Source organism: Salmonella sp. SSDFZ69, assembly GCF_004010755.1.
GTDB lineage: Bacteria > Pseudomonadota > Gammaproteobacteria > Enterobacterales > Enterobacteriaceae > Salmonella > Salmonella enterica.
Genome location: NZ_CP034831.1, coordinates 1,926,973 through 1,951,024, shown reverse-complemented (window position 1 = coordinate 1,951,024; position 24,052 = coordinate 1,926,973). Strand labels below are relative to the sequence as shown.

Annotated in this window: 22 protein-coding genes and 1 pseudogene; 4 read left to right on the top strand and 19 right to left on the bottom strand. The window is 53.2% G+C overall.

The genetic code is table 11. The features are described from left to right. Positions 1-32 precede the first annotated feature (32 nt). Complete coding sequence (gene argS, locus EOS98_RS09560) at positions 33-1,766, top strand: arginine--tRNA ligase (RefSeq protein WP_001025360.1); 1,734 nt, start codon at positions 33-35, stop codon at positions 1,764-1,766. A gap of 188 nt (positions 1,767-1,954) precedes the next feature. Then, positions 1,955-3,826, top strand: a complete 1,872-nt coding sequence (gene mrdA / locus EOS98_RS09555; RefSeq protein ID WP_127821164.1) for a penicillin-binding protein 2 — start codon at positions 1,955-1,957, stop codon at positions 3,824-3,826. A 53-nt stretch (positions 3,827-3,879) separates the two neighbouring features. On the opposite strand, the gene EOS98_RS09550 is transcribed toward mrdA, so the two are convergent. From EOS98_RS09550 to flhD, 15 genes are all read right to left on the bottom strand, one after another. Then, positions 3,880-5,019, bottom strand: coding sequence for a glycoside hydrolase family 105 protein (locus EOS98_RS09550; protein ID WP_000989908.1), 1,140 nt, complete (start codon positions 5,017-5,019; stop codon positions 3,880-3,882). A gap of 236 nt (positions 5,020-5,255) precedes the next feature. Beyond that, the gene (gene flhE, locus EOS98_RS09545) at positions 5,256-5,648 is read right to left on the bottom strand and encodes a flagellar protein FlhE (RefSeq protein WP_001233619.1); all 393 of its coding nucleotides are present in this window, start codon (positions 5,646-5,648) and stop codon (positions 5,256-5,258) included. After that, on the bottom strand, positions 5,648-7,726 hold the full coding sequence (gene flhA, locus EOS98_RS09540; RefSeq protein WP_000002386.1) for a flagellar biosynthesis protein FlhA: 2,079 nt from the start codon (positions 7,724-7,726) through the stop codon (positions 5,648-5,650). The genes flhE and flhA overlap by 1 nt, the downstream gene beginning before the upstream one ends. Next, complete coding sequence (gene flhB, locus EOS98_RS09535; RefSeq protein ID WP_000797081.1) at positions 7,719-8,870, bottom strand: flagellar biosynthesis protein FlhB; 1,152 nt, start codon at positions 8,868-8,870, stop codon at positions 7,719-7,721. Before flhB ends, flhA begins: the two co-directional genes overlap by 8 nt. Positions 8,871-9,063: 193 nt before the next feature. Continuing rightward, entirely contained in the window at positions 9,064-9,708 is a 645-nt protein-coding gene (cheZ, locus tag EOS98_RS09530; RefSeq protein WP_000983585.1) for a protein phosphatase CheZ, read from the bottom strand. A gap of 10 nt (positions 9,709-9,718) precedes the next feature. Beyond that, on the bottom strand, positions 9,719-10,108 hold the full coding sequence (gene cheY, locus EOS98_RS09525) for a chemotaxis response regulator CheY (RefSeq protein WP_000763861.1): 390 nt from the start codon (positions 10,106-10,108) through the stop codon (positions 9,719-9,721). A gap of 17 nt (positions 10,109-10,125) precedes the next feature. After that, complete coding sequence (gene cheB, locus EOS98_RS09520) at positions 10,126-11,175, bottom strand: protein-glutamate methylesterase/protein glutamine deamidase (protein WP_000036392.1); 1,050 nt, start codon at positions 11,173-11,175, stop codon at positions 10,126-10,128. After that, positions 11,172-12,038: a protein-glutamate O-methyltransferase CheR gene (gene cheR / locus EOS98_RS09515; RefSeq protein WP_000204362.1), complete on the bottom strand. Its 867-nt coding sequence runs from the start codon at positions 12,036-12,038 to the stop codon at positions 11,172-11,174. The genes cheB and cheR overlap by 4 nt, the downstream gene beginning before the upstream one ends. Positions 12,039-12,191: 153 nt before the next feature. Next, positions 12,192-13,853 carry a methyl-accepting chemotaxis protein II gene (gene tar, locus EOS98_RS09510; protein WP_020898902.1) on the bottom strand — a complete coding sequence of 554 codons (1,662 nt, stop codon included), beginning with the start codon at positions 13,851-13,853 and terminating at the stop codon, positions 12,192-12,194. Positions 13,854-14,088: 235 nt separating this feature from the next. Further along, on the bottom strand, positions 14,089-14,592 hold the full coding sequence (gene cheW, locus EOS98_RS09505; protein ID WP_000147295.1) for a chemotaxis protein CheW: 504 nt from the start codon (positions 14,590-14,592) through the stop codon (positions 14,089-14,091). 20 nt (positions 14,593-14,612) lie between these two features. Beyond that, on the bottom strand, positions 14,613-16,628 hold the full coding sequence (gene cheA / locus EOS98_RS09500) for a chemotaxis protein CheA (protein ID WP_000061302.1): 2,016 nt from the start codon (positions 16,626-16,628) through the stop codon (positions 14,613-14,615). A 4-nt stretch (positions 16,629-16,632) separates the two neighbouring features. Then, positions 16,633-17,562, bottom strand: coding sequence for a flagellar motor protein MotB (gene motB / locus EOS98_RS09495; RefSeq protein WP_000795653.1), 930 nt, complete (start codon positions 17,560-17,562; stop codon positions 16,633-16,635). Further along, a complete protein-coding gene (gene motA / locus EOS98_RS09490) occupies positions 17,559-18,446 on the bottom strand; it encodes a flagellar motor stator protein MotA (protein ID WP_000906312.1) in 888 nt (295 codons plus the stop codon). The genes motB and motA overlap by 4 nt, the downstream gene beginning before the upstream one ends. A gap of 124 nt (positions 18,447-18,570) precedes the next feature. Further along, complete coding sequence (gene flhC / locus EOS98_RS09485; protein WP_000605987.1) at positions 18,571-19,155, bottom strand: flagellar transcriptional regulator FlhC; 585 nt, start codon at positions 19,153-19,155, stop codon at positions 18,571-18,573. After that, a complete protein-coding gene (flhD, locus tag EOS98_RS09480) occupies positions 19,152-19,493 on the bottom strand; it encodes a flagellar transcriptional regulator FlhD (protein ID WP_001518146.1) in 342 nt (113 codons plus the stop codon). Before flhD ends, flhC begins: the two co-directional genes overlap by 4 nt. A gap of 682 nt (positions 19,494-20,175) precedes the next feature. Here flhD and EOS98_RS09475 point away from each other — a divergent pair. Beyond that, positions 20,176-20,292 carry a hypothetical protein gene (locus EOS98_RS09475; protein WP_001617301.1) on the top strand — a complete coding sequence of 39 codons (117 nt, stop codon included), beginning with the start codon at positions 20,176-20,178 and terminating at the stop codon, positions 20,290-20,292. Continuing rightward, on the top strand, positions 20,289-20,717 hold the full coding sequence (uspC, locus tag EOS98_RS09470; RefSeq protein ID WP_000122606.1) for a universal stress protein UspC: 429 nt from the start codon (positions 20,289-20,291) through the stop codon (positions 20,715-20,717). Before EOS98_RS09475 ends, uspC begins: the two co-directional genes overlap by 4 nt. 17 nt (positions 20,718-20,734) lie before the next feature. Here uspC and otsA read toward each other — a convergent pair whose 3' ends face one another. The 4 genes and pseudogenes from otsA to EOS98_RS09450 form a co-directional block, all read right to left on the bottom strand. After that, on the bottom strand, positions 20,735-22,156 hold the full coding sequence (gene otsA, locus EOS98_RS09465; protein ID WP_000089042.1) for an alpha,alpha-trehalose-phosphate synthase: 1,422 nt from the start codon (positions 22,154-22,156) through the stop codon (positions 20,735-20,737). Further along, complete coding sequence (otsB, locus tag EOS98_RS09460; protein ID WP_126524012.1) at positions 22,131-22,934, bottom strand: trehalose-phosphatase; 804 nt, start codon at positions 22,932-22,934, stop codon at positions 22,131-22,133. The genes otsA and otsB overlap by 26 nt, the downstream gene beginning before the upstream one ends. 222 nt (positions 22,935-23,156) lie before the next feature. After that, a pseudogene (gene araH / locus EOS98_RS09455) lies at positions 23,157-23,339 on the bottom strand (L-arabinose ABC transporter permease AraH); the annotation flags it as partial. A 111-nt stretch (positions 23,340-23,450) separates the two neighbouring features. After that, positions 23,451-24,008 carry a DJ-1/PfpI family protein gene (locus EOS98_RS09450; RefSeq protein ID WP_000754800.1) on the bottom strand — a complete coding sequence of 186 codons (558 nt, stop codon included), beginning with the start codon at positions 24,006-24,008 and terminating at the stop codon, positions 23,451-23,453. Positions 24,009-24,052: the final 44 nt, after the last annotated feature.

Genomic DNA, 24,052 nt, shown 5'->3' with positions numbered 1-24,052 from the left:
TACAGCCCGCTTCATAAACGTAAGGTATTCCGGTGAATATTCAGGCTCTTCTCTCAGAAAAAGTTAGTCAGGCCATGATTGCTGCAGGCGCGCCTGCAGATTGCGAGCCCCAGGTTCGTCAGTCAGCCAAAGTTCAGTTCGGCGACTATCAGGCCAACGGCATGATGGCAGTTGCGAAAAAACTGGGTATGGCCCCCCGACAACTTGCAGAGCAGGTGCTGACTCATCTGGATCTCAGCGGCATCGCCAGCAAGGTTGAAATCGCCGGCCCTGGCTTTATCAATATTTTCCTCGAACCGGCTTTTCTCGCTGAACAGGTGCAACAGGCGCTGGCCTCCGATCGTCTGGGCGTTTCTCAGCCGACTCGTCAAACAATTGTCGTCGACTACTCCGCGCCCAACGTCGCGAAAGAGATGCACGTTGGTCATCTACGCTCCACGATTATCGGCGATGCGGCAGTACGCACGCTGGAGTTTCTGGGCCATCATGTTATTCGCGCTAACCACGTCGGCGACTGGGGCACCCAGTTCGGTATGCTTATCGCCTGGCTGGAAAAACAGCAGCAGGAAAACGCGGGCGACATGGCGCTGGCGGATCTCGAAGGATTCTACCGCGATGCGAAAAAGCATTATGACGAAGATGAAGCGTTTGCCGAGCGCGCGCGTAACTACGTCGTCAAATTGCAGAGCGGTGATACCTATTTCCGTGAGATGTGGCGTAAGCTGGTTGATATCACGATGACGCAAAACCAGATCACCTATGATCGTCTGAACGTCACTCTGACGCGTGACGATGTGATGGGCGAAAGTCTGTATAATCCGATGCTGCCGGGCATCGTCGCCGATCTGAAAGCCAAAGGCCTGGCGGTTGAAAGCGAGGGCGCAACGGTGGTTTTCCTTGATGAGTTTAAAAACAAGGAAGGCGACCCGATGGGCGTCATTATTCAGAAGAAAGATGGCGGTTATCTGTATACCACTACCGATATCGCCTGCGCCAAATACCGTTACGAAACGCTGCACGCCGACCGCGTGCTCTACTACATTGACTCCCGTCAGCACCAGCACCTGATGCAGGCCTGGACCATTGTGCGTAAAGCCGGTTATGTGCCGGATTCCGTTCCGCTGGAACATCACATGTTCGGCATGATGTTGGGTAAAGACGGTAAACCGTTTAAAACTCGCGCGGGCGGTACGGTGAAACTGGCGGACCTGCTGGATGAGGCGCTGGAGCGCGCGCGTCGTCTGGTGGCGGAGAAGAACCCGGATATGCCGGCTGACGAGCTGGAAAAACTGGCTAACGCCGTCGGTATTGGCGCGGTGAAATACGCTGATTTGTCAAAAAACCGCACCACTGACTATATCTTCGACTGGGATAATATGTTGGCTTTCGAAGGCAATACCGCTCCTTATATGCAGTATGCCTATACGCGTGTGCTGTCTGTTTTCCGTAAAGCGGACATCGACGAGCAGGCGCTGGCGAGCGCGCCGGTTATCATTAGCGAAGATCGCGAAGCGCAACTCGCTGCCCGTCTGCTGCAGTTTGAAGAAACCCTGACGGTGGTCGCGCGTGAAGGTACGCCGCACGTCATGTGCGCGTATCTGTATGACGTCGCCGGGCTGTTCTCCGGCTTCTACGAGCACTGCCCTATTCTCAGCGCCGAGAATGACGCGGTTCGCAATAGCCGCCTAAAACTGGCGCAACTGACGGCGAAGACGCTGAAACTGGGTCTGGATACGTTGGGTATCGAAACCGTAGAACGCATGTAAACGCGCCGTCGTTAACATCATCAGGCCTGACTCCGGGTAACGGACTCAGGCCTTTTTATTGCCACAGCGGTATATCTGTAACAAATCACAAGGAATGACACATTTCTATAGAGAGATGGAACATCTTTTACCTGTGCTGGCGCTGACCGCCCCGTATCATTAGGCGGCGGATTGTTCAGGTACAGGTAATGACTTTTAAAGACTTTGATGCGGAAGAGAAACTCTTCCTGAGACGTGTGATTGTGGCGTTTGGTGTAGTGGTTGTCTGCTTTGGTATCCTGATCTTCAACCTCTATAACTTGCAAATCCGCCAGCACCACTACTACACCACCCGTTCGAATGAGAACGATATCAAGATGCTACCCGTCGCGCCCACGCGTGGCATCATTTACGATCGCAACGGCATTCCGCTGGTGCGTAACGTAACCTGGTATGATATCGCGGTTACGCCCTATAAAATTGCCGATATGGATGCGCTGCTAAAACAGCTCACCCCTATTGTTGATCTCTCCCCCGACGATATCGCCGACTTTCGCCGCGCGCTAAAATCCAGTAGCCGCTATCGTCCGGTAGTGCTCAAAAACGCGCTAACGGATGTTGAAATCGCACGCTTTGCGGTCAATCAGTTTCATTTCAACGGCGTCACGATCAATAGCTATCAGGATCGGCAGTATCCTTACGGCGCGGAGCTGGCGCATGTTCTCGGTTACGTGTCAAAGATAAACGATAACGACCTTAAAGCGCTGGATAAAAAAGGGCTGGCAGAGAATTACGCGGCGGACCATAACATCGGTAAACAGGGGATTGAGCGTTACTACGAAAACGATCTTCATGGCAAAACCGGTTATCAGGAGGTCGAGGTGGATAATCACGGGCGTATTGTCCGCCTGCTGAAAGACGTTCCTCCCATCGCGGGTAAGAACATTCACCTGACGCTGGATCTCCATTTACAAGAGTACATTGAAAGTTTGCTGGCCGGGCAGCGTGCTGCCGTACTGGTTGAAGATCCGCACGATGGTTCAGTGCTGGCGATGGTATCTATGCCCAGCTACGACCCGAACCCCTTTGTAAAAGGCATTAGCTCTCAGGATTACGGCAAACTGCTGCACGATAAAAATCTGCCGCTGATCAACCGCGTGACGCAAGGGCTTTATCCCCCGGCGTCAACGGTTAAACCCTATATGGCGATGTCCGCGCTGTTATGCGGGATTATTACGCCGCAAACCACCTTCTTTGGCGCGCCAACCTGGACGCTTCCCGGCACGCAGCGGCATTACCGGGACTGGAAAAAAACCGGACACGGTATGCTGGATGTCACTAAAGCGATTGAGGAGTCTGCGGATACCTTTTTCTATCAGGTCGCTTATATGATGGGTATTGACCGTATCGACACGATGTTGTCTCAGTTCGGCTATGGCAAACCGACGGGCATCGACCTTAATGAAGAGTATGACGGGCTGCTTCCCAGCCGCGCATGGAAACAGCGGGTCCATAAAAAAGCCTGGTATCAGGGCGATACCATTTCTGTCGGCATCGGCCAGGGTTACTGGATTGCCACCCCCATCCAGATGGTAAAAGCGATGGTGGCGCTCATCAACAACGGTAAGGTGATTGCCCCTCACCTGTTACTCAATGAAGAGAGCGGCAAAACGGTGGTTCCGTATCGCCCTTCAGGAACACCGGCACAGATAGCCGATCCGGCGTCGCCATACTGGGGACTGGTGCGTCAGGCGATGTATGGCATGGCGAATGCACCCAACGGAACGGGCTATAAGTTCTTTCACACAGCGCCCTACGGCATTGCGGCCAAAAGCGGCACGTCGCAGGTGTTTAGCCTGAAAGAAAATCAGACCTACAACGCGAAAATGATCCCCATTCGCCTGCGCGATCATGTGTTTTATACCGCTTTTGCACCGTATAAAAACCCTAAGGTCGCTATTGCCTTGATTCTGGAAAACGGCGGAAGCGACGGCGTTACCGCCGCGCCCATCATGCGAAAAATCCTTGACCACCTGTTTGATCCACAGGCTGATACCACACAGTCGGGTCAGGCGCCATAGTCAAATAAGCAAAGCGCCATCAGACAAGGATACGACCGGAATATCCGCATACATCAGAAATAGTTACGCAGATATTCCGTCAAACACAGCATAGCCATCGCCTGCCCGTAAGGCATAGAGGTCAACGGAATATGACGGTAAAAATCGAGATCGTGGCCCATGCCAGTGCCAAATGACGTTTGCAGCAGTTCACCTTCCGGCGAGATATGTTTCACTATCCCCCGAATAGCTTTTTCCGCCACCTGCGCATAGTGCCGTTCGACATAGCGTTTGCGCACCGCTTTAAGAATACCGTAGGCAAAACCCGCCGTCGCCGACGCCTCAAGATAAGAGTGCGGATCGTCAAGCAGCGTATGCCACAAACCGCTTTCATCCTGACATTTCGCCAGCGCGGCGATCTGCGCATTCAGTACCTGGACCAGATAACGGCGCACGGCATTATTTTCCGGTAAGTCCAGCAGTTCAAGAAAATCCGGGATCACAATGGTCAGCCAACTGTTGCCGCGCGCCCAGCGAGCGTTAGCGAAGTTATGATGACCGTCATAGCTCCAGCCGTGGAACCACAGCCCCGTCTCTTTATCCATCAAATTCTGCACGTGTAGCAGGAACTGATAGGTTGCCTCTTCCACATATTCCGGCCGGTTCAACAGCTTACCGATTTTCGCCAGCGGCAGCACCGTCATCATTAGCGTGTCGTCCCACATCTGCTGATGATTTTCCTCCGCCAGCGTGATGTGCTGCATTCCGCCGTGATCGGTACGGGGCATTTCATTCATCGCCCATTCGGCCCACGTTTCCAGCCACGGTAAATACGCTGGATTACGCGTCTCTTCATAGCGATACGCCAGCGTTAAAAACGGCGCCATCGTATTAACGTTTTTCGTCGTCGCGCCTTCCGCAAAACGATCGGCAAACCAGTCATCAATGATCTTACGCATCGTCTGGTCGCCGGTCTGTTGGTAATAGTGATACATTCCGTACAGGCCCACGCCGTGCGTCCACTCCCATCCGGCCCAGCCTTTAGTATCGATCACGCGTCCGTCGTCCAGTCGCAATAAAAATTCGCCTGTCTCATCTTTAATATTGACCAGGTTATGCGTCACCTTTTGCACCAGGGCTTTTAGTTCATCTCTGGCGATAAAATGCTCAGGCTGACGCAATAGCGGACTGTGTTTGACTGGATAAACCATCATTTGCTTAACCTCTGTGTAATGTCGAATTCAGTGCTGCGTGCAGTTTTACCGCCGACGCAGTCGATTCGCTACAGTAAAAGCTAAGCTGGGCGGAAACCTTTTTGTTTCTGCCATTGCCAGAGCGTAAATGGCAAAAACACAAAGAGTTCGGCAACCTACCTCACCATTTTATAAAACGGCGTTTCTATTTATTCAAAAAGAGAGTCAGGTCTGCTACCTGGCAAAGAAAGGGGCGGTTAGCGGTAGTTCACAATCACCTGATTGCTCCGCACTTTTAACGCCGGGATAAGTCGGCCGCCGCCGGGGACTTCCCAGACAAAGCGGAGCGGCTCGACTGCGGGAACATGAGCAAAACCGTGGGTCGTGCCACTCTGACCATCAAGTTCTACGCAACGGGACTGGGAACATAAACGTACCCGTAAGCCCGCGGGAGTCGGGCCATTCAGTTCATAACGCCAGGCGACCAGTGTCATCACACCGGAAACCGGCTGACGCGCCGACAATGGCGAAGACGATGCGGAAACGCCCCGGTAATTTAAGGTTACGCCCATACCGCTATCCTGCCACGCGCCTTCGCCTGCGGCCTGAACCGTCAGGGGAAAGAGCAACAACGCCAGCCATTTACGCATTATTTTCCTCCAATGGTCGCCGTCATGCGGATATGACGGTTATCGGAAAGCTCAAGGTTCGACAACACCACCAGCTGCGGTAAACTGCGCCGCAAAAAGCGGGACAATAATGGACGTAGCGCATGGTTAACCAGTAATACCGGCGGCGCGCCAAGCATTTCCTGGCGAGAAAGCGCTTCTTGCGTCTGCGCCAGCAGGCGATCCGCCAACCCAGGCTCAAGTCCACCGCCGCCCTGCAATGCCTGAAGCAGCAAACGCTCCAGCGCGGTATCCAGGCCAATCACCTGCACTTCTTCATTACCGGGGAACCACTGTTGCGTAATCGCTCGCCCTAATGCCACGCGTACCACGGCGGTTAATTCATGCGGATCGCTTTGTAACGGCGCATGTTCCGCCAGCGTTTCCAGAATGGTGCGCATATCGCGAATAGGGACTTTTTCCGCCAGTAAGTTTTGCAGGACTTTGTGTAAAGTCGTGAGGGTCACGACGCCGGGGACCAGATCTTCCGTGAGTTTAGGCATCTCCTGAGAGACACGATCCAACAGTTGCTGCGCTTCCTGGCGGCCAAACAGTTCGGCGGAGAATTGGCCAATCAAGTGGTTAAGGTGCGTCGCCACAACGGTACTGGCTTCCACGACGGTAAAGCCCTGAATTTGCGCCTGCTCTTTCAGGGCGCTTTCAATCCAGATGGCATCAAGGCCAAAAGCTGGATCGACGGTTTTCTCGCCCGGTAGCGTTCCCGCCGCCGTGCCGGGGTTAATAGCCAGCCAGCGTCCCGGATAGGCGTCCCCGCTGCCGATCTCTACCCCTTTCATCAAAATACGGTAGCGCGCAGGCTGTAAATCCATATTGTCGCGAATGTGGACCACCGGTGGCAGGAACCCCATATCCTGCGCGAATTTTTTACGAATACTGCGAATACGTCCGAGCAATTCGCCATCCTGTTGAAAATCCACCATCGGGATCAGGCGGTAGCCCACTTCCATTCCCAGTGAATCCTCAAGCTGTACGTCATTCCAGGTGGCTTCGACCACCGAGTTATTTTCCGGCATTTTTACCGGCTGCGGCTCCTCCGGCGCTTTTTCTTCACGCCCGCGCAGCCACCATGCCAGGCCGAGCAAAGCGGCGGTAAAAAGTAAAAATACCAGGTTAGGCATTCCTGGCACCATGCCAAGCAGCCCCAGCACCGCCGCCGCCAGCAGCATCACCCTTGGATTACTGAACAGTTGGCCAACCATCTGCTCGCCTACATCCTGATCGGTACTGACGCGGGTCACAATGACGCCCGCCGCCGTGGAGATAACCAGCGCCGGGATCTGGGCGACCAGGCCGTCGCCAATGGTCAGCAGAGTGTAGCTTTCCGCCGCGCTGCCTATGCTCATTCCGTGCTGCAATACGCCGACCAGCAGCCCGCCGACCACGTTAATGACCATGATGAGAATACCGGCGATGGCGTCGCCGCGTACAAATTTACTTGCCCCGTCCATCGAACCGTAGAAGTCGGCTTCCTGAGTGACTTCCGAACGCCGTTTTTTGGCCTCGTCTTCACCAATCAGACCGGCATTAAGATCGGCGTCAATCGCCATTTGCTTACCGGGCATACCATCCAGCACAAAGCGCGCGCCGACTTCGGCAATACGTCCGGCGCCTTTGGTGATGACCATGAAGTTGATAATGACGAGGATGATAAAAACCACAATCCCGATCGCGAAGTTACCGCCGACCAGGAAATGACCGAACGCCTCCACCACCTTTCCCGCCGCCGCCGCGCCGGTATGCCCTTCCATCAAAATAATGCGCGTTGAGGCAACGTTAAGCGCCAGACGCAGTAGCGTGGTAAACAGCAGAATGGTTGGAAACGCGGCAAAATCCAGAGTGCGCTGGGTAAACATCGCCACCAGCAGCACCATGATCGATAGCGCAATATTAAAGGTAAACAATAAGTCGAGGATAAAAGCAGGCAGCGGCAGCACCATCATCGACAAAATCAGCAGAATGAGGATCGGCCCGGCAAGAATTTGCCATTGCGTCGATTTCAGGTTGCTGGGCAGGCGCAGCATCGCGACCAGATTAGCCATCAGTATTCTTCTCGTTCATAAAATCCAGCGCTTCTGGCACCGGAAGGTTCTCAGGTTGTGGAGGACGTTGCCCGCCCGCAAGCCGCCAGCGTTTAAGCTGCCAGACCCAGGCCAACACTTCCGCAACGGCAGCATATAACTGCCCGGGAATTTGCTGACCGATTTCGGCGTGGCGATATAATGCCCGCGCCAGCGGCGGCGCTTCTAAAGTGGGAACCCGATGTTCAGCGCCGATCTCGCGAATGCGCAGCGCTATTAATCCAGCCCCCTTCGCGACCACTTTCGGCGCGCTCATTTTGTTTTCGTCATACTGCAGCGCCACGGAATAGTGCGTCGGGTTAGTGACAATGACGTCCGCTTTCGGCACATCTTCCATCATGCGGCGCTGCGCGGCGGCGCGTTGCATCTGGCGAATTTTGCCCTTAACATGCGGATCGCCTTCGCTCTCTTTAAATTCGTCGCGAATGTCCTGCCGCGACATGCGTAATTTTTTCAGGTGGCTAAAGATCTGGAAAAACACGTCAAATCCCACCATCGGAATCACGCCCAGTACCACCAGTAACGCGCAGAGTCCAACCAGATCCAGCGCATTCCCCATTGCGACGATCGGCGACTCCGCCATCAGGCGCATCATTTGCGGCCAGTGATGCCAGAGATAAAAGCCGGTAACGCAGCCGACCAGAGTGGATTTCAACACCGCTTTTAGCAGTTCCGCGCCGGTCTGCGCCGAAAACATGCGCTTAATTCCCGGCAGCGGGTTTAATTTAGAAAATTTTGGCTGTAGCGACTTACCGCTAAAAATCAGGCCGCCAAGCATAACCGGCGAGATAAGCGCCACCAGCACCACGCCCGCGATGAGCGGTAGCAGTGCCATCATCGCCGCTTTAATCAGCAAAATTATCTGCCCCAGGATCAGGTTAGGATCGTTCACCATACGGTGATCGAAGTGCAGGCCTGCTGAGAGCATTCCCGCCAGCTGCCGCGCTAACGACTCGCCGCCGAACCAAATAATACAAACGCCCACCAGCAATATCAGCAGTGAGGTCAGTTCTCTGGAACGGGGGATCTGCCCTTCTTCCCGCGCTTTTTCAAGTCGGTGGGGTGTGGGGGCTTCTGTTTTGTCGTCGTCGCTCTCTTCTGCCACGCAGCAAACCCTGGATAGATTGATAAGCGAGAATGATGCCAGAACCGCTTTACGCCAATGGGCAGAGTAAGCGGTAAAAAAGGCGGGGTTTATGGCGTTAATAGAGATAGCCGGATACGATAAGAAAGTCTCGTATCCGGCCGGGTTGACGGATTCGGACCCGATAAGCGCAGCGCCATCAGGTCAAAAAAGCTTAAAAGCCAAGACTGTCCAGCAGGTCGTCCACCTGATCCTGACTGGCGACGACGCCAGCTTTCGAGGTATCCACCTGCGGGCCGTTGAGCAAGCTTTCGTTCTCGCGTTTTGGTCGCGCGCTCTGTTCCGGGATGTTTTCCAGCAGCACCATTAACAACTGGCGCTCAATCTCCTGAATCACGTCCATCATGCGTTTGATCACCTGACCCGTCAGATCCTGGAAATCCTGCGCCATCATGATGTCCAGCAGTTGCGCGTTAGTAAAGCTGGTATGGCCCGGGACATCCCTGAGAAACTGGCGCGTATCCGTCACCAGTTCACGGGCGTCGGCAAGCTCGATCGGATTGTCAAACCACTCGTCCCAACGTTGGGTTAGCGCTTTCGCCTCTTTTTCCATCGCATCCTGATGCGGCTGCGAGGCTTCGACACTGTTTAGCGCGCGTTCCGCCGCCTGCGCCGTCATCTGGACGACGTAATCCAGACGGTCGCGCGCATCAGGGATCGCCTCCGCCGCTTCGGCAATCGCCTGGTCCAGCCCCAGTTCACGCAGGCTGTCGCGCAGCATTCGGGTCAGACTACCGATGCGCGCAATGATGTCTCCTGCTGAGCCTTCATCAGCAGGCTTGATAGATGGTTGCATCATCATCGCATCCTCACATACCCAGTTTCTCAAAGATTTTGTTGAGCTTCTCTTCCAGAGTCGCTGCGGTGAACGGTTTTACGACATAACCGCTGGCGCCAGCCTGTGCGGCGGCGATAATATTCTCTTTTTTGGCTTCCGCCGTGACCATCAACACGGGTAACGCCGACATGGCGCTATCGGCGCGAATGGTTTTCAGCAGCTCCAGGCCATCCATGTTCGGCATGTTCCAGTCGGAGATAATAAAACCAAAGCCGCCCGCCTGGAGCTTGTTCAGCGCATCGACGCCGTCTTCGGCCTCTTCCACATTGTTAAATCCAAGCTCTTTTAAGAGGTTGCGCACGATACGACGCATGGTCGAAAAGTCATCCACAACCAAAAATTTAAGCTCTTTATCCGCCATAAAATACTACTCCTGGTTCAAATACGTATCGCCTGTCCGGCACTGATTTTCGCCAGCATCTGCTGGCTTACCTGGCTAAGATCGACCACTTCGCTTACGCCACCCATATTGATGGCCTCGCGCGGCATGCCGAACACCACACAACTTGCTTCGTTTTGCGCAATGGTCCAGGCGCCAGCCTGGTACATCGCTAACATTCCAGCGGCGCCATCGTTGCCCATCCCCGTAAGAATGACGCCTACGGCGTTGCGCCCCGCGTGTTTCGCCACCGAATGAAACAGCACATCCACGGAAGGCCGATGTCGGTTTACCGGCGGGCCATCATGAATTTTGATTTGATAATTCGCCCCGCTACGCGCCAGCTCCATATGCTTGTCGCCGGGCGCAATGTAGGCATGACCTGGCAATACGCGTTCGCCGTCCTCCGCCTCCTTCACGCTGATTTGACAGAGTTTATTCAGACGCTCGGCAAACGAGCGGGTAAAGCCAGGCGGCATATGCTGCGTAATAATCACTGCCGGACTGGAAAGCGGCAGCGGTTGCAGCACATGTCGGATAGCTTCAGTACCGCCCGTTGAAGCGCCGATAGCAATCAGTTTTTCCGAACTGAGCAGCGGACCCGCTTTTAAGGTTGTCGGGGCCGCCATCGGTTTATGTGCGGCGATGCGGGCCCGCGCGGCGGTACGCACTTTTTCGGCGATCATCTCGCTATACGCCAGCATACCTTCACGAATGCCAAGCTGCGGTTTAGTGACAAAATCGATGGCCCCCAACTCCAGCGCCCGTAGCGTCACTTCGGAACCTTTCCCGGTCAGCGAAGAGACCATCACCACCGGCATCGGTCGCAGGCGCATCAGTTTTTCCAGAAAATCGAGGCCGTCCATACGCGGCATCTCAACGTCCAGGGTCAATACGTCCGGATTAAATTTTTTGATGAGATCCCTGGCGACCAACGGGTCCGGCGCAGTCGCCACCATCTCCATATCGCTATGGCTATTAATAATTTCAGTCATGATTTGGCGCATTAGCGCGGAATCATCAACTGACAATACCCTGATTTTACTCATGCTTTATCCTTACTTAGCGCATACACCGTCTGTCCGCGCAGGCTAAACTCGCGCACGAGGTTGCTAAAGTTTTCTGAGTGACCGGCAAACAACAGTCCGTCAGGTTTAAGGAGTGGAACAAAACGGCGCAGAATGTCCTCCTGAGTCGTTTTATCAAAATAGATCATGACGTTACGGCAAAAAATCGCGTCAAAGGGACCGGGTACGTTGTACTGCTTTTCCAACAAATTAACGGAGGAAAATTCAACATAATTGGCCAGTTCCTGACGCACGCGCACCAGTCCTTCATGCGGCCCCGTACCGCGCATGAAGTAACGTTGTAGCTGCTGCGGCGATAACGTTTTCAGTTCGCTGAGGCGATAAATACCGCTTCTCGCTTTTTCCAGCACTTCAGTATCAATATCGCTGGCGAATACTTTCCAGCGACCGGGGGCCATCCCCAACGCATCCGCCAGCGTAATGGCGATACTGTAAGGTTCTTCTCCTGTCGATGCCGCCGCACTCCAGACGCGGTACTCGCCGTGGCGGCGACGCGCATGTTCCGCAAGGATGGGAAAATGGTGCGCCTCGCGAAAAAAAGCGGTCAGGTTGGTAGTCAGAGCGTTGATAAAAGCCTGCCACTCAGCGCTGTTTTGATTAGCCTCCAGCATACTGAGATAACGGCCAAAATCATCCAGTCCCAGGGCACGCAGCCGACGGACCAGGCGGTTATAAACCATATCCCGCTTATGGTCGGCCAGCACGATCCCTGCGCGCTGATAGATTAATTGACATATCCGACGAAAATGCGCGTCGGACAGCGCGAGGCGCTGTGTCATCTGTAACAATACTGACGTTTGCCCGGAGGGCAGAGATGATGTCATAGCGCCTTCTTAATCACATTCAAAGTACAACGGGCGCGCCCTGCGGCAGCGCCATGCTTCCCGTATTACACATTTTTTGCTTTTATCTATGCGAACCAGACGAAAGGGATCGGCGGGTTCGCAAATTAATCGAGAACCGACAGCACACGTCGATCAGAAGGTTTCCCAGTTCGCATCATCCCCGGCGGCTACTGACCGCGGCGTATTGCCGGACTGAGCGTCCGCTGACAAACGCATCTCAGGCTTATTTACCGCCAGCGGTCGCGATGCCAGGCGGAAAGCCGATACCGCCTGGGTCAGACGGCTGGCCTGCTCTTCCAGCGCGGCGGCGGCCGCTGCGGATTCCTGAACCAGCGAGGCGTTCTGTTGCGTTACGCGATCCATTTCGGAAACGGCCAAAGCGACCTGATCGATACCCCGGCTTTGCTCATCCGAGGCGGAGGCGATTTCGCCCATGATATCCGTGACGCGCGTAACGGCATTGACGATGTCAGTCATGGTTTCCCCGGCGCTTTCCACCAGCACAGAACCGGTATCGACACGCGAGACGGAATCTTCAATCAACGCTTTTATTTCTTTCGCCGCCTGGGCGCTGCGGCTGGCCAGATTACGCACCTCGCCTGCCACGACCGCAAAACCGCGTCCCTGCTCTCCCGCGCGCGCCGCTTCTACCGCCGCGTTCAGCGCCAGAATGTTAGTCTGGAAGGCAATACCGTCGATAACGCTGATAATGTCAGCGATTTTTTTCGAACTGTCGGCAATTTCGTGCATAGTGTTTACTACGCCGTCGACCACTTTGCCGCCATGACGCGCGGTCTCGGAGGCGCTTTGCGCCAGTTGCGAAGCCTGACGGGCATTATCGGCGTTTTGCTTCACGGTGGCCGTCAGTTGTTCCATGCTGGCCGCCGTCTCCTCCAGAGCGGAGGCTTGTTGTTCGGTACGGGAAGAGAGGTCGGTATTACCGGCGGCAATTTCACTGGTGCCGGAATAAATCGCATCCGAACCTTCACGAACCTGCGTCACGGTGTCAATCAGCGAGCGTTGCATATGTTCAACCGTTCCCGCCAGTTCGCCAATTTCATTACGTCCTGAGACAGTGAGCGTTTTCGTCAGATCGCCGCTGGCAATTTCACGGATATGAGTAATCACTCGCGCTAATGGGTTAAGCAGGGCATGACGAATGCCGAACCAAACCACCATCAAAATCAGCACCAGCACGACCGCAAGCCCCCCCAGTTGCCATTGCGCAAAACGGTAGTCATGAGCGCTTTGATCAAATGTCTGGCGGTACAGGTTTTCGCTCACCCGGGCGTAATTGCCCAGCGCCTCGCCCAACGCGTTTTGCATTCCCTGGGTTGGCTGGGCGAAGTAGGCATCCATATTGCCATTGTCCAGAAACTGAATAAGTTCGGCTAATGCGGCCTGATAGCGCTGATATTTTTCATCGACGTTCGCGCTGGCCTCCGCCATCGCTGGCAATGGCGTCATGTTTTTGAAATTGGCGTAGTGCGCCGCCGCCTGTGCGAGGGTCGTTTTTGCATTCTGGAGTAAATCCGTTTTGGCGCTGCTCTGCTGGTTAGAAGCGTCCATCATCATGCGTGCGGCGGAGCGGCTCAGGTTAATGCGCGTTTGCAGCATTAAGTCCCATGTCGACGTGAGTTCGCTTTGTTGCTGACGTAATTCGTTAGAAATAACAAAACCTTGCTGGTTATGCTGTAATGAAGAAAACAGCAAACCACCGGAAACAAGCTGTAGCAGTGCGAAAACCCCCAGCACCATCATCAGCATTGTGACAACGCGGATACGGTTAAACATAAGGCACCTTCCTGATAACGAGTTATCAACGTTATCGGCACCTGCTGTGATAACTTTACTTTTGCAAAAAGGAAATACGCTGTTCCGGAAGACGATATTGACAGTAACAGTGTCGCAGCGGCGATGTCGGTGCAAAATGCAGGGCTGGGCGCGGGCGATGAAGAGGCACTCTCACCGCTGGCGGAAGCATAACGGTGAATATTGCCGAATGGCGCGACGCCATCCGGCAACGTTATTACGCGACGTGTGATGCTGCGATATCCAGCAGCGCCATCTCTTCGCTGTTAAGCAGTTTTTCGATATTCACCAGAATCAGCATACGCTCGCCGAGCGCGCCCAATCCCGTCAAATATTCTGTTGACAAGGTCACGGCAAATTCTGGCGCCGGACGGATCTGTTCCGCCGTTAACGACAGTACGTCAGACACGCCGTCTACCACTATCCCGACGACGCGTTGCCCCAGATTCAGTACGATCACTACCGTATTGTCATCATACTCAACGTCGCCTTCGCAGAATTTCACGCGCAGATCGACAATGGGGACAATCACGCCGCGCAGGTTAGTCACCCCTTTTATAAAGGCCGGTGTATTGGCGATGCGCGTCACCTGGTCATAGCCACGGATCTCCTGCACTTTCAGGATATCGATGCCGTACTCTTCATTTCCCAGTGTAAACACCAGGAATTCCTGACCTGACGGCTCGCCGGCCAGTTTGCTTACATTACTCATACCGGTCATATTATTCCCTTCTCACTCAATCAGGCGGCTGTGATCGCCATACGTTGTTCGCGGTTTAAACCCTGCAATGCGGAAACATCAACAATCAGCGCGACGCTGCCGTCGCCCAGGATCGTCGCGGCGGAAATCCCCGGTACCTTGCGATAATTGCTTTCCAGATTTTTGACCACCACCTGGTGCTGACCGATGAGCTGATCGACCAGCAGCGCGTAACGGCGTCCCGCGCTTTGCAGGATCACAACAATGCCCTGCGTGGCTTCGGTTTTCGCCCCGTCCACGTCAAACACTTTCCACAATTCGACCAGCGGCAAATACTCGCCGCGAACTTCCAGAACCCGTTCGCCGCCCGCCAGCGGATGAAGATCCTCTTCACGCGGTTGCAGCGACTCCATCACCGCATTTAACGGCAGGATAAAAACTTCCCCCGCCACGCGAACCGACATCCCATCGAGGATGGCCAGCGTCAGCGGCAGCAGAATACGAATCGTGGTGCCGGAGCCTTGTTTTGACTGGATCTCAACGTGACCGCCCATCTCCTGAATGTTACGTTTCACCACATCCATGCCAACGCCGCGACCGGAGACATCCGTGACCTGTTCCGCAGTTGAGAATCCCGGCGCGAAGATCAACATGCCTACTTCATCGTCGGTCATGTTTTCATTCACCGCCATCCCCTGCGACATGGCCTTCGCCAGGATACGCTCACGGTTAAGCCCCGCGCCGTCATCGGTCACTTCAATACAAATATTCCCGCCCTGATGTTCTGCGGAAAGAATCAGGTTGCCGACAACATTTTTCCCCGCCTCAAGGCGTTTTTCCGGCATTTCAATCCCGTGGTCGAGACTGTTGCGCACCAGGTGCGTCAGCGGGTCGATAATGCGTTCGATCAGGCTTTTATCAAGTTCAGTGGAGCTCCCCACCAGCGTCAGCTCTACCTGCTTGCCCAGTTTGCCCGCTAAATCGCGTACCAGACGCGGGAAACGGCTGAAGACGTACTCCATAGGCATCATACGAATCGACATCACCGACTCTTGTAAGTCGCGGGCGTTACGTTGTAACTGCCCCATACTGGTAATGAGATCGCCGTGGTTTACCGGGTCCAGCTCGTTAGAACGCTGGGCCAACATTGACTGGGTAATCACTAACTCGCCGACCAGGTTTATGAGCTGATCCACTTTCTCTACCGCCACGCGAATGCTGGTGGACTCGCGTTCACGCGCAGGTTTTTCACGCCCCGCATGATGTTCATGGGCCGCGCTTTTGGCGGCTGGCGCAACGACTGCCGGAGGCGCTACCGGCGCTACCTCGGTTTTCTCTTGCGCTTTTTCAACCGGCGCGGCGACCACTTTTTCAAAAGCGATCTGATCGGCCTCAATGACAAAACAGAGCACCGCGACAATGTCATCTTCCGCGACGCTGCCATCCAGAGTTGCCGACAGTGAATCCGCCCCCTTAACGACATCCGTCAGAGTAGCCAGATTGCCCAACTCTTCTTCAAGCAGATCGACCTCATTGGCTTTCAACCGTGAAAGTACAATGCGCAGTTTACTCTCGTCACGAGGCGATTCGGTTTCGGCTACGCTCTCTTCCTGGATCGCCGCGCTTAGTGCCGCGGTTTCTACGACCGCCGGCGTGGTTTCGCCTTTCGCCTCCAGCGCCAACTGGCGTAGCGCATTGCAGATATATTCGAAGCTTGCGGCATCCGGCTCTTCGGAGTTTTTATAGGCGTCGAGCTGTTCCTGCATAATATCTTTCGTTTCCAAAAACAGGTTGATAATGTCGGTATTGAGCTGCATTTCACCGCGTCGGGCTTCATCCAGCAGGTTTTCCATTAAATGTGTGGTTTCCTGCAGAATAGTGAAGCCGAATGTGCCCGCGCCGCCTTTAATGGAGTGCGCCGCGCGAAAAATGGCGTTCAGTTGTTCAGCGTCCGGGGATTCCGGCACCAAATCCAGCAGATGCTGCTCCATATCAGCCAACAGCTCGTCAGCTTCATCAAAAAATGTCTGATAAAAATCGCTAATATCCATGCTCACGCTATCACCTCGGTTCCGCTTTTGGCGATGTGGGTACGCTTGCCGGCGGGGCTGCCGCAGGCTGTTGTAATACACTTACCGGCTCATTCTGGCTTTCAGCGTTTTCATGCAAAATGGCCTGTTCCGCCTGTTTGTTTAACACCAGCAGGCTTATACGGCGGTTGATGGCGTCATCAGGACCGCGATCGCTCAGCCGCATCGTGGCGGCCATGCCAACCACCCGTAATACTTTTCCGTTATCCAGCCCGCCAGCGACCAGTTCGCGACGAGAGGCATTGGCGCGATCGGCGGATAACTCCCAGTTGCTATAGCCTTTTTCGCCGTTCGCGTAGGGAAAGTCATCGGTATGGCCAGCCAGGCTAATGCGATTAGGTATACCGTTTAACACTGGCGCAATCGCACGCAGGATATCGCGCATATACGGCTCAACTTCGGCGCTGCCGGTTTTAAACATCGGGCGGTTCTGGCTGTCGATAATCTGGATACGCAACCCCTCCTGAACCAAATCAATTTTCAGATGCGGACGTAACGCGCGCAGTTTGGGATCGGATTCGATCAGTTGATCCAGATCGCCGCGCAGTTTGTTTAAGCGACTCTGCTCCATCCGTTTTTTCAGCTCGTCGATATTCGGCTGCTTTTCCACTTCACCCTGCTGTTGGGTGTAATCATCGCCGCCGCCTGGTATCGGGCTCTCGCTATTGGCAATCCGATTTCCCCCCGTTACCGCGGTGGCCAACGGCGTACGAAAATATTCGGCAATCTGAATTAATTCTTTAGGGCTGGAGATGGAAATCAGCCACATCACCAGAAAAAAAGCCATCATCGCCGTCATAAAATCGGCGTAGGCAATTTTCCAGGAACCGTGCGCCCCGCCGCCGTGCGGTTTGTGCCTGCGGCGTTTTACGACGACAATGGGATGAGCCTGATTTTTCATGCTTCCTCAGTCGTCTGCTGCTGGTTTGGGTTTCTCACTGCGCGAACGTGTTCTTCCAACTCAATAAACGATGGACGCTCACTGGAATAAAGCGTTTTACGACCAAATTCCACGGCAATCGGCGGCGCATAGCCGTTCAGATTAGACAGCAGTGTAATTTTTACGCACTGCATCATCTTGGTGGTTTCGGCGCTCTTCTGGCGCAAAACGGTCGCTAACGGTGAAATGAATCCATAAGCCAGTAAAATACCGAGGAACGTACCTACCATGGCATGGGCAATCAGCGCCCCCAACTCCGCTGCCGGACGATCGGCTGAAGCCAGAGCGTGAACCACCCCCATTACCGCCGCGACGATACCAAAGGCAGGCAGCGAATCCCCCACCATCGCCAGACTGTTGGCCGGGACTTCCGCCTCGCTTTCATGGGTTTCAATCTCTTCATCCATCAACGCTTCAATTTCGAACGTATTCATGTTGCCGCTGATGATCAGACGCAGATAATCGACAATAAAATCAAGCATTACCGCATCGGCCAGAATACGCGGATAACTGGCGAAGATTTCACTCTCTTTCGGATTTTCAATATCGCGTTCAAGGGAGAACATCCCCTGCTGGCGTGATTTGGCCATCAGGCGATAGAGCAACGCCAGCAAATCCATGTACATAGATTTCGTGTATTTCGAACGACGAAATAACAACGGGATCGCTTTCATCGTGCCTTTGATGGCCTTCCCGTTGTTGCCGACAATGAACGCCCCTATCCCCGCGCCGCCAATGATGACCAGTTCAGCAGGTTGATAGAGTGCCCCAAGGTGTCCGCCGGTCATGACATAACCGCCGAAAACTGTACCGATAACCACCAGGTAACCTAATAAGATAAGCACGACATCATCCTTCCGCTGTTGACTATGACAGGATGCGCAGTCGGGCGATTAACGCGAAGGCAAGGCAAAAAAAAGCAGCGGTAATGACTTACCGCTGCTGGAGTGTTTGTCCACACCGTTTCGGTTAAACAGCCTGTTCGATCTGTTCATCCAGCAGTTGTGGAATAATATCGGCAGCATCTCGGGAAAGTTTACGTCTTTTTACTGCGCGGGATGGCGGCTGGCATAAACTACACGCAAAGCTGCCTACGGGCTGATGCGCATGGGTAATAAAGTTCCCACCGCAGCAGTTACAGCTCGACAATTCAAGCAACCCACTTTCAACAAAACGCACCAGCGTCCATGCGCGAGTCAGCGCCAACAACGGCCCTTCAGGCGGTTGCGGACACTGCTCAAGATAAAGCCGATAAGCTTTAATCACCGCATCCACACCGCTGCATAAGCCGGTCTTCAGTAAAAATTGCCAGGCGTTGCAGAACATGGAGGCATGAATATTTTGCTCCCAGGTCATAAACCAGTCTGTCGAAAATGGCAGCATCCCTTTAGGCGGCGGGCTACCGCGTAATTCTTTGTACAGCCTGATGAGGCGACCACGGCTGAGCTGTGTTTCGCTTTCCAGCATTTGTAGACGAGCGCCAAGATTAATCAACTCCATCGCCAACTGGATATCGCGCGCTTCCTGAACAATGCTTTTTTCACTCATTATCATGCCCTTTTCTTACGCGCCGTATCGTCCACTTCATTGAGCAGACGCGTTGAAAGCATGATACCTGTGTGAATCTGCTGTAAGTCATCGACGCGCGAATCCTGAGTCAAACGGGTGATCGTCTGATGATCGTCAAACCGGAAATGACAAACTAACTGGTTCGTCTCCGCCAGTTTGACCATCTGCGGCAGGGTCAACGCGCCCAGTGTGTTTGCCATCTCTTCGTTGATACCGAGGCGGAACATCGCAGATGCTTTGTCCTGGACGATCAAACGCTGTGCAAGGAGTAAATATGACAAATTGATGTCATAAATGTGTTTTAGCAACTCGGATGTATGCATTGTTCCCATCCAGAATAACCAACTTTATTTTTGTGCGACGTAGCCGCACCCCGTGATGTCGCCGGGAAGGCCCGGTAAAAGAAGCAAAAAGGTCAAATGCATAGCAGCGCTCAGACATTGTGGACATTGTGACGTATAACGCAGCTTCCCACTGAGATTCGCCTTACACGTTTACATCAATTTTTACAAATGCCTAAGATTTTTCCTAATTCGACGCAACTCTACTCGTCAGCTTCGTGACATACAACGGAGCGGGACGGCGATTTTAGAAAATATGTGATGTAGATCACATAATTTAACGGAATACTTACGATAAAACCATCAGCATGGCTTTTACTTTGTTTAATTAATAACCTAATGTTCACTTTTTCTATTCCACACTGCTGAATAGGGGTACGTCAACACCAAATTCTTTTTTGTTTCTCTCTGTTAAAATAACGCCAGGATAATAGATAACAGGCTATTATTTCTATTTTAGAAACGATTTTATTTTACCTTTAGTAAACAGTGGCTTAAATATTAAACGTTATTAATTAATCTCGTCACAGCATACGCCCTCCGCTGTTAAAAATAAGCTCATTTGATTTAACTTTTAGCTTTCATTGTTCACCCGTTTAAATGAAGCATCCTGGTGGTGTGTAAAAAGTGTCTTATGCCACGATTCTTTACATAAGAATAATTAATGATTAATTATGATGTCCTTCACATTAATGTGGCATTAGCGCATTGCAGAAATGCGATAAACAGAGTAAAGCTAAAGCACAATCTCATATTCTTGCAATCAAGGAGCGAGTTATGAGCTACACCCATATTCTTGTCGCCGTTGCCGTCACCCCTGAAAGTCATCAGCTACTGGCTAAAGCGGTCTCTATCGCCCGCCCTGTTCAGGCGAAAGTAAGCCTGATTACTCTCGCTTCCGATCCTGAACTGTATAACCAGTTCGCCGCGCCCATGATGGAGGATTTACGCGCGGTTATGCATGAGGAAACCGAGAATTTTCTTAAGATGCTGGGGGAAAAGGCGGATTATCCGATTGAACAAACTTTCATCGCATCAGGTGAGTTAAGCCAGCATATTTTGGCTGTGTGCCGCAAACACCATGTTGATCTGGTCATTTGCGGCAACCATAACCACAGTTTCTTTTCGCGCGCGTCCTGCTCGGCAAAAAGTGTCGTCAGCGCCAGCCAGGTAGATGTGTTGCTGGTACCGTTAGCGGGCGACTAGTCGCCGCTCGCGATATTTCAGGCCAGCTTAGGGAACGTCGCCACGTTGTTCTGCTGCTGGCGCTCAGGGCTACGCGGCGTGACCTCCTTTAGGTCATGAATAAAACGCTCCTGCCAGCGGTTAATGTCATTTTTAACGATCACGTCCAGCATTTCCGCATGGCGCGAAATACGCTCGGCAAGGGGCATCGTTAACGCACGATTGAGCGCCGCCGCCACGTCATCCCGATCGTAAGGATTGACGATTAACGCCGACGTCAGTTCATTCGCCGCGCCGGCAAACTGTGACAGTACCAGTACACCAGGGTTAGCGGGGTCCTGCGCGGCGACAAACTCTTTTGCCACCAGGTTCATCCCGTCACGCAACGGGGTGACGAGCCCGACGTCTGAATAACGGAATATCTTCATTAACAGTTTACGGTCGAAATGCTGATTCAGATAATAGAGCGGCGTCCAGCCCAATTGTCCATATTTCCCATTAATCCGGCCTGCTTCCGTCTCAAGCTGGTGGCGAATATCCTGATATGCCTGTACTTCGCCGCGTGACGTAGGCGCAATTTGGGTATAACGAATTTTTCCCCGATGCTGCGGATAGTTTTCCAGTAGCGCTTCATACGCCAGAAAACGTTCCGGCAGCCCTTTCGAATAATCCAGCCGCTCAACGGAAAAAATATTCTTCACATTTTTCAGTTCCGCCTTGAGCTGCGCCAGTTTAGGCGGCAACGGCCCGGCAGCCTGCAGAGCAATCTCATCGGGCTCAATACCGATAGGATACACTTCTGTCTGGAAGTCTTTACCCCACGCGATATGCTGCTTGCCGCTGCGAGTCGTGACTCGCGTTTGACTCGAAAGGCTATCCAGAAAAGCCAGGCGATCATTTTCGGTCTGGAACCCTAGCAGATCAAAGTCACACAACTGCTCCAGCAGTTCATCATGCGGCGGTAAAGCGTTAAAAATCTCCGGGGTCGGGAATGGAATATGCAGGAAAAAACCAATTCGGTTGTTCACGCCGCGTTTACGCAGCTCGCTGGCAAACGGTAACAGGTGGTAGTCATGCACCCAAATGATGTCGTTCTCTTTAATGAGGGGCAATAACTTATCCGCTAATAGCGCATTCACCCGCATATAGCCTTCCCATGCAGGACGCTGAAACTGTACCAGGTCCAGACGATAGTGGAACGCAGGCCAGAGAACCGCATTGGAAAATTGACAGTAATAATCTTCGTAATCTTGTTCACTCAGGTTAAACGATGCCCAGGTAATATTACCTTTTGTCACCTTTTTTAATGGCTCATCCTCGTTACCTGTCTCGCCACTCCAGCCGAACCACAACCCGCCAGCCGCTTTTAGCGCGCCAAGCACGCCAACGGCGAGGCCGCCGGCGCCGCCTTTATTATCCGGGGGGGCAATTCGATTAGATACTACGACTAAACGACTCATAGCCATCTCTCCTGTTATTCATTACTTGTTGTTCTTGTTGTGGATAATTGATTTGTTCCAGCCAGCGCCAGACATCGGGTACGCTTTCCAGCCGCCATGCCGCCTGGGTTGCCCCGACGCCCACTTTTACGGAAATTCCGCCAGCGTGATTCACCACGCCAAAGCCAGCCTCATCGGTCAAATCGTCGCCCACAAAAACGGGAATCCGTCCCGCAAAGGGCGCCTCCTGCATAAAGGCAGCAATGGCTTCGCCTTTATTGGTTCCCTTAGGTTTGATTTCCACAACACATTTACCAGGCTGCAACGCCAGTTGCGGCCAGTGCTGCGTAACGTGTTGCGCAAGCGCCAACAGCGCCGCTTCATGTTCCGGAGCCTGACGGTAGTGCAGCGCAAACGCCATCCCCTTCGTCTCCAACTCCGTTGCGGGCAGCGCTACAAGCGTCGAACGTAATAACGCCTCCACCTCACGGACTACCGCTTCAGGAAGGCGCACGATATGGGTTTTACCATTGATGTCACGACGCTCTGCTCCGTGAACGCCAGCGAGCGGAAAGCGAAAAGGCTTCGCCAAAGCATCCAGCTCAGTCATTGAACGCCCTGAAATCAATGCCAGTGCCCCTGCGTTGTGCGCCGCGAGACGGTCTAACAACTGAAGGATTTTATGCGGTACTACTACCTGATCGGGATGAGGCTTTATCTCTGCCAATGTGCCATCAAGGTCAAAAAAATACGCATAGTTCGCAGTGAGTTCGGGGGATACGGTTAACGGTTCTGCCACCCTGGTCTCCTCCTTATCATCATATTGAGACTCACAAACGGTCTCATTAGTCATGTAAGTATAGACAGTGTGACGCTGCTCGCCATTTAGAAAGACCATCGCCAGCCGGGGTAGCGGTTGGCGATGACGTGAAGCTATACTGTTTAGTTGAGTGTTAATTCATCAAATCATACGCTTCGCTTTTTGCTTATAATGGTCGAAGATAACTGCTGCCAGAAGGATTCAGCCGCGAACCACGTATTGTGCAAAAGGTGAAATATTGAGCAGGTTCATCGCGTTCTCCACCGTTCCTGATATCAGTACGCTCGCCACCACATATGAGATTTTTCCGAGGCCGCCTCTCAGGAAAACGCCCCCTAAGACACACGCAGAAATAACGATTAGCTCATAACCCAGGGAAGTCATTAGCCAGCATGACATAACCCAGAGCGAATTCATCAGCCAAAAGGCAGGAAAGCCAGCCCATTAATCCATAACATCAGCCAGCTAATCCTTACGGCCCTGGGTGAATAACGATTACCAGGGATAATAGATATGTTCAGCCTGTTCGCGAACCGGCGCATCGTCTCCCAGCAGTCTGGCGGAAAGGGTTAGCGCGAAATCAAAGACATGACCCAAGCCTTTACCGCTAATTAAATTACCATCTTCAACAACGGGCGCATCCACATAGACACCTTCCGGAACCGCTTTCCACAGGTCGCCGGAACAGACATAACGACGCCCCTTCAGCAATCCGTGAGCACCCAGCACCCTTGCCGCCGCGGAACAGATAGGACAAATTAATTTGCCTGCCGCATCATGACGCGCAACGAAAGCGATCACCGCCGGATTAGCCGCCAGATTAGCGCTCCCCTGCGGACCGCCCGGTAGCACTACCGCATCGAAAAGCGCCTGCTGGCGTTCACTCAGCGTGCTGTCCGCAACCATAGGAATATCATGGTAACTCACCACCGCCCGTGATTCAGCACACGCCAGCGTTTCGACGTCGATATGCAAACGTCGCAGAATATCAAGAGTAACAATGGCCTCTGCTTCTTCAAATCCTGGTGCCAACAACACCGCGACCTTTTTCATTGACTGCTCCTTGTTAACGAGTCACCCATCAAAACTGCGCTCAA

Coding starts and splice junctions, on each gene's coding strand:
- mrdA (WP_127821164.1), top strand. CDS start 1,955: ATGACTTTTAAAGACTTTGATGCGGAAGAGAAACTCTTCCTGAGACGT.
- EOS98_RS09550 (WP_000989908.1), bottom strand. CDS start 5,019: ATGATGGTTTATCCAGTCAAACACAGTCCGCTATTGCGTCAGCCTGAG.
- flhE (WP_001233619.1), bottom strand. CDS start 5,648: ATGCGTAAATGGCTGGCGTTGTTGCTCTTTCCCCTGACGGTTCAGGCC.
- flhA (WP_000002386.1), bottom strand. CDS start 7,726: ATGGCTAATCTGGTCGCGATGCTGCGCCTGCCCAGCAACCTGAAATCG.
- cheZ (WP_000983585.1), bottom strand. CDS start 9,708: ATGATGCAACCATCTATCAAGCCTGCTGATGAAGGCTCAGCAGGAGAC.
- cheY (WP_000763861.1), bottom strand. CDS start 10,108: ATGGCGGATAAAGAGCTTAAATTTTTGGTTGTGGATGACTTTTCGACC.
- cheB (WP_000036392.1), bottom strand. CDS start 11,175: ATGAGTAAAATCAGGGTATTGTCAGTTGATGATTCCGCGCTAATGCGC.
- cheR (WP_000204362.1), bottom strand. CDS start 12,038: ATGACATCATCTCTGCCCTCCGGGCAAACGTCAGTATTGTTACAGATG.
- tar (WP_020898902.1), bottom strand. CDS start 13,853: ATGTTTAACCGTATCCGCGTTGTCACAATGCTGATGATGGTGCTGGGG.
- cheW (WP_000147295.1), bottom strand. CDS start 14,592: ATGACCGGTATGAGTAATGTAAGCAAACTGGCCGGCGAGCCGTCAGGT.
- motB (WP_000795653.1), bottom strand. CDS start 17,562: ATGAAAAATCAGGCTCATCCCATTGTCGTCGTAAAACGCCGCAGGCAC.
- flhC (WP_000605987.1), bottom strand. CDS start 19,155: ATGATAATGAGTGAAAAAAGCATTGTTCAGGAAGCGCGCGATATCCAG.
- flhD (WP_001518146.1), bottom strand. CDS start 19,493: ATGCATACATCCGAGTTGCTAAAACACATTTATGACATCAATTTGTCA.
- EOS98_RS09475 (WP_001617301.1), top strand. CDS start 20,176: ATGATTAATTATGATGTCCTTCACATTAATGTGGCATTAGCGCATTGC.
- uspC (WP_000122606.1), top strand. CDS start 20,289: ATGAGCTACACCCATATTCTTGTCGCCGTTGCCGTCACCCCTGAAAGT.
- otsA (WP_000089042.1), bottom strand. CDS start 22,156: ATGAGTCGTTTAGTCGTAGTATCTAATCGAATTGCCCCCCCGGATAAT.
- EOS98_RS09450 (WP_000754800.1), bottom strand. CDS start 24,008: ATGAAAAAGGTCGCGGTGTTGTTGGCACCAGGATTTGAAGAAGCAGAG.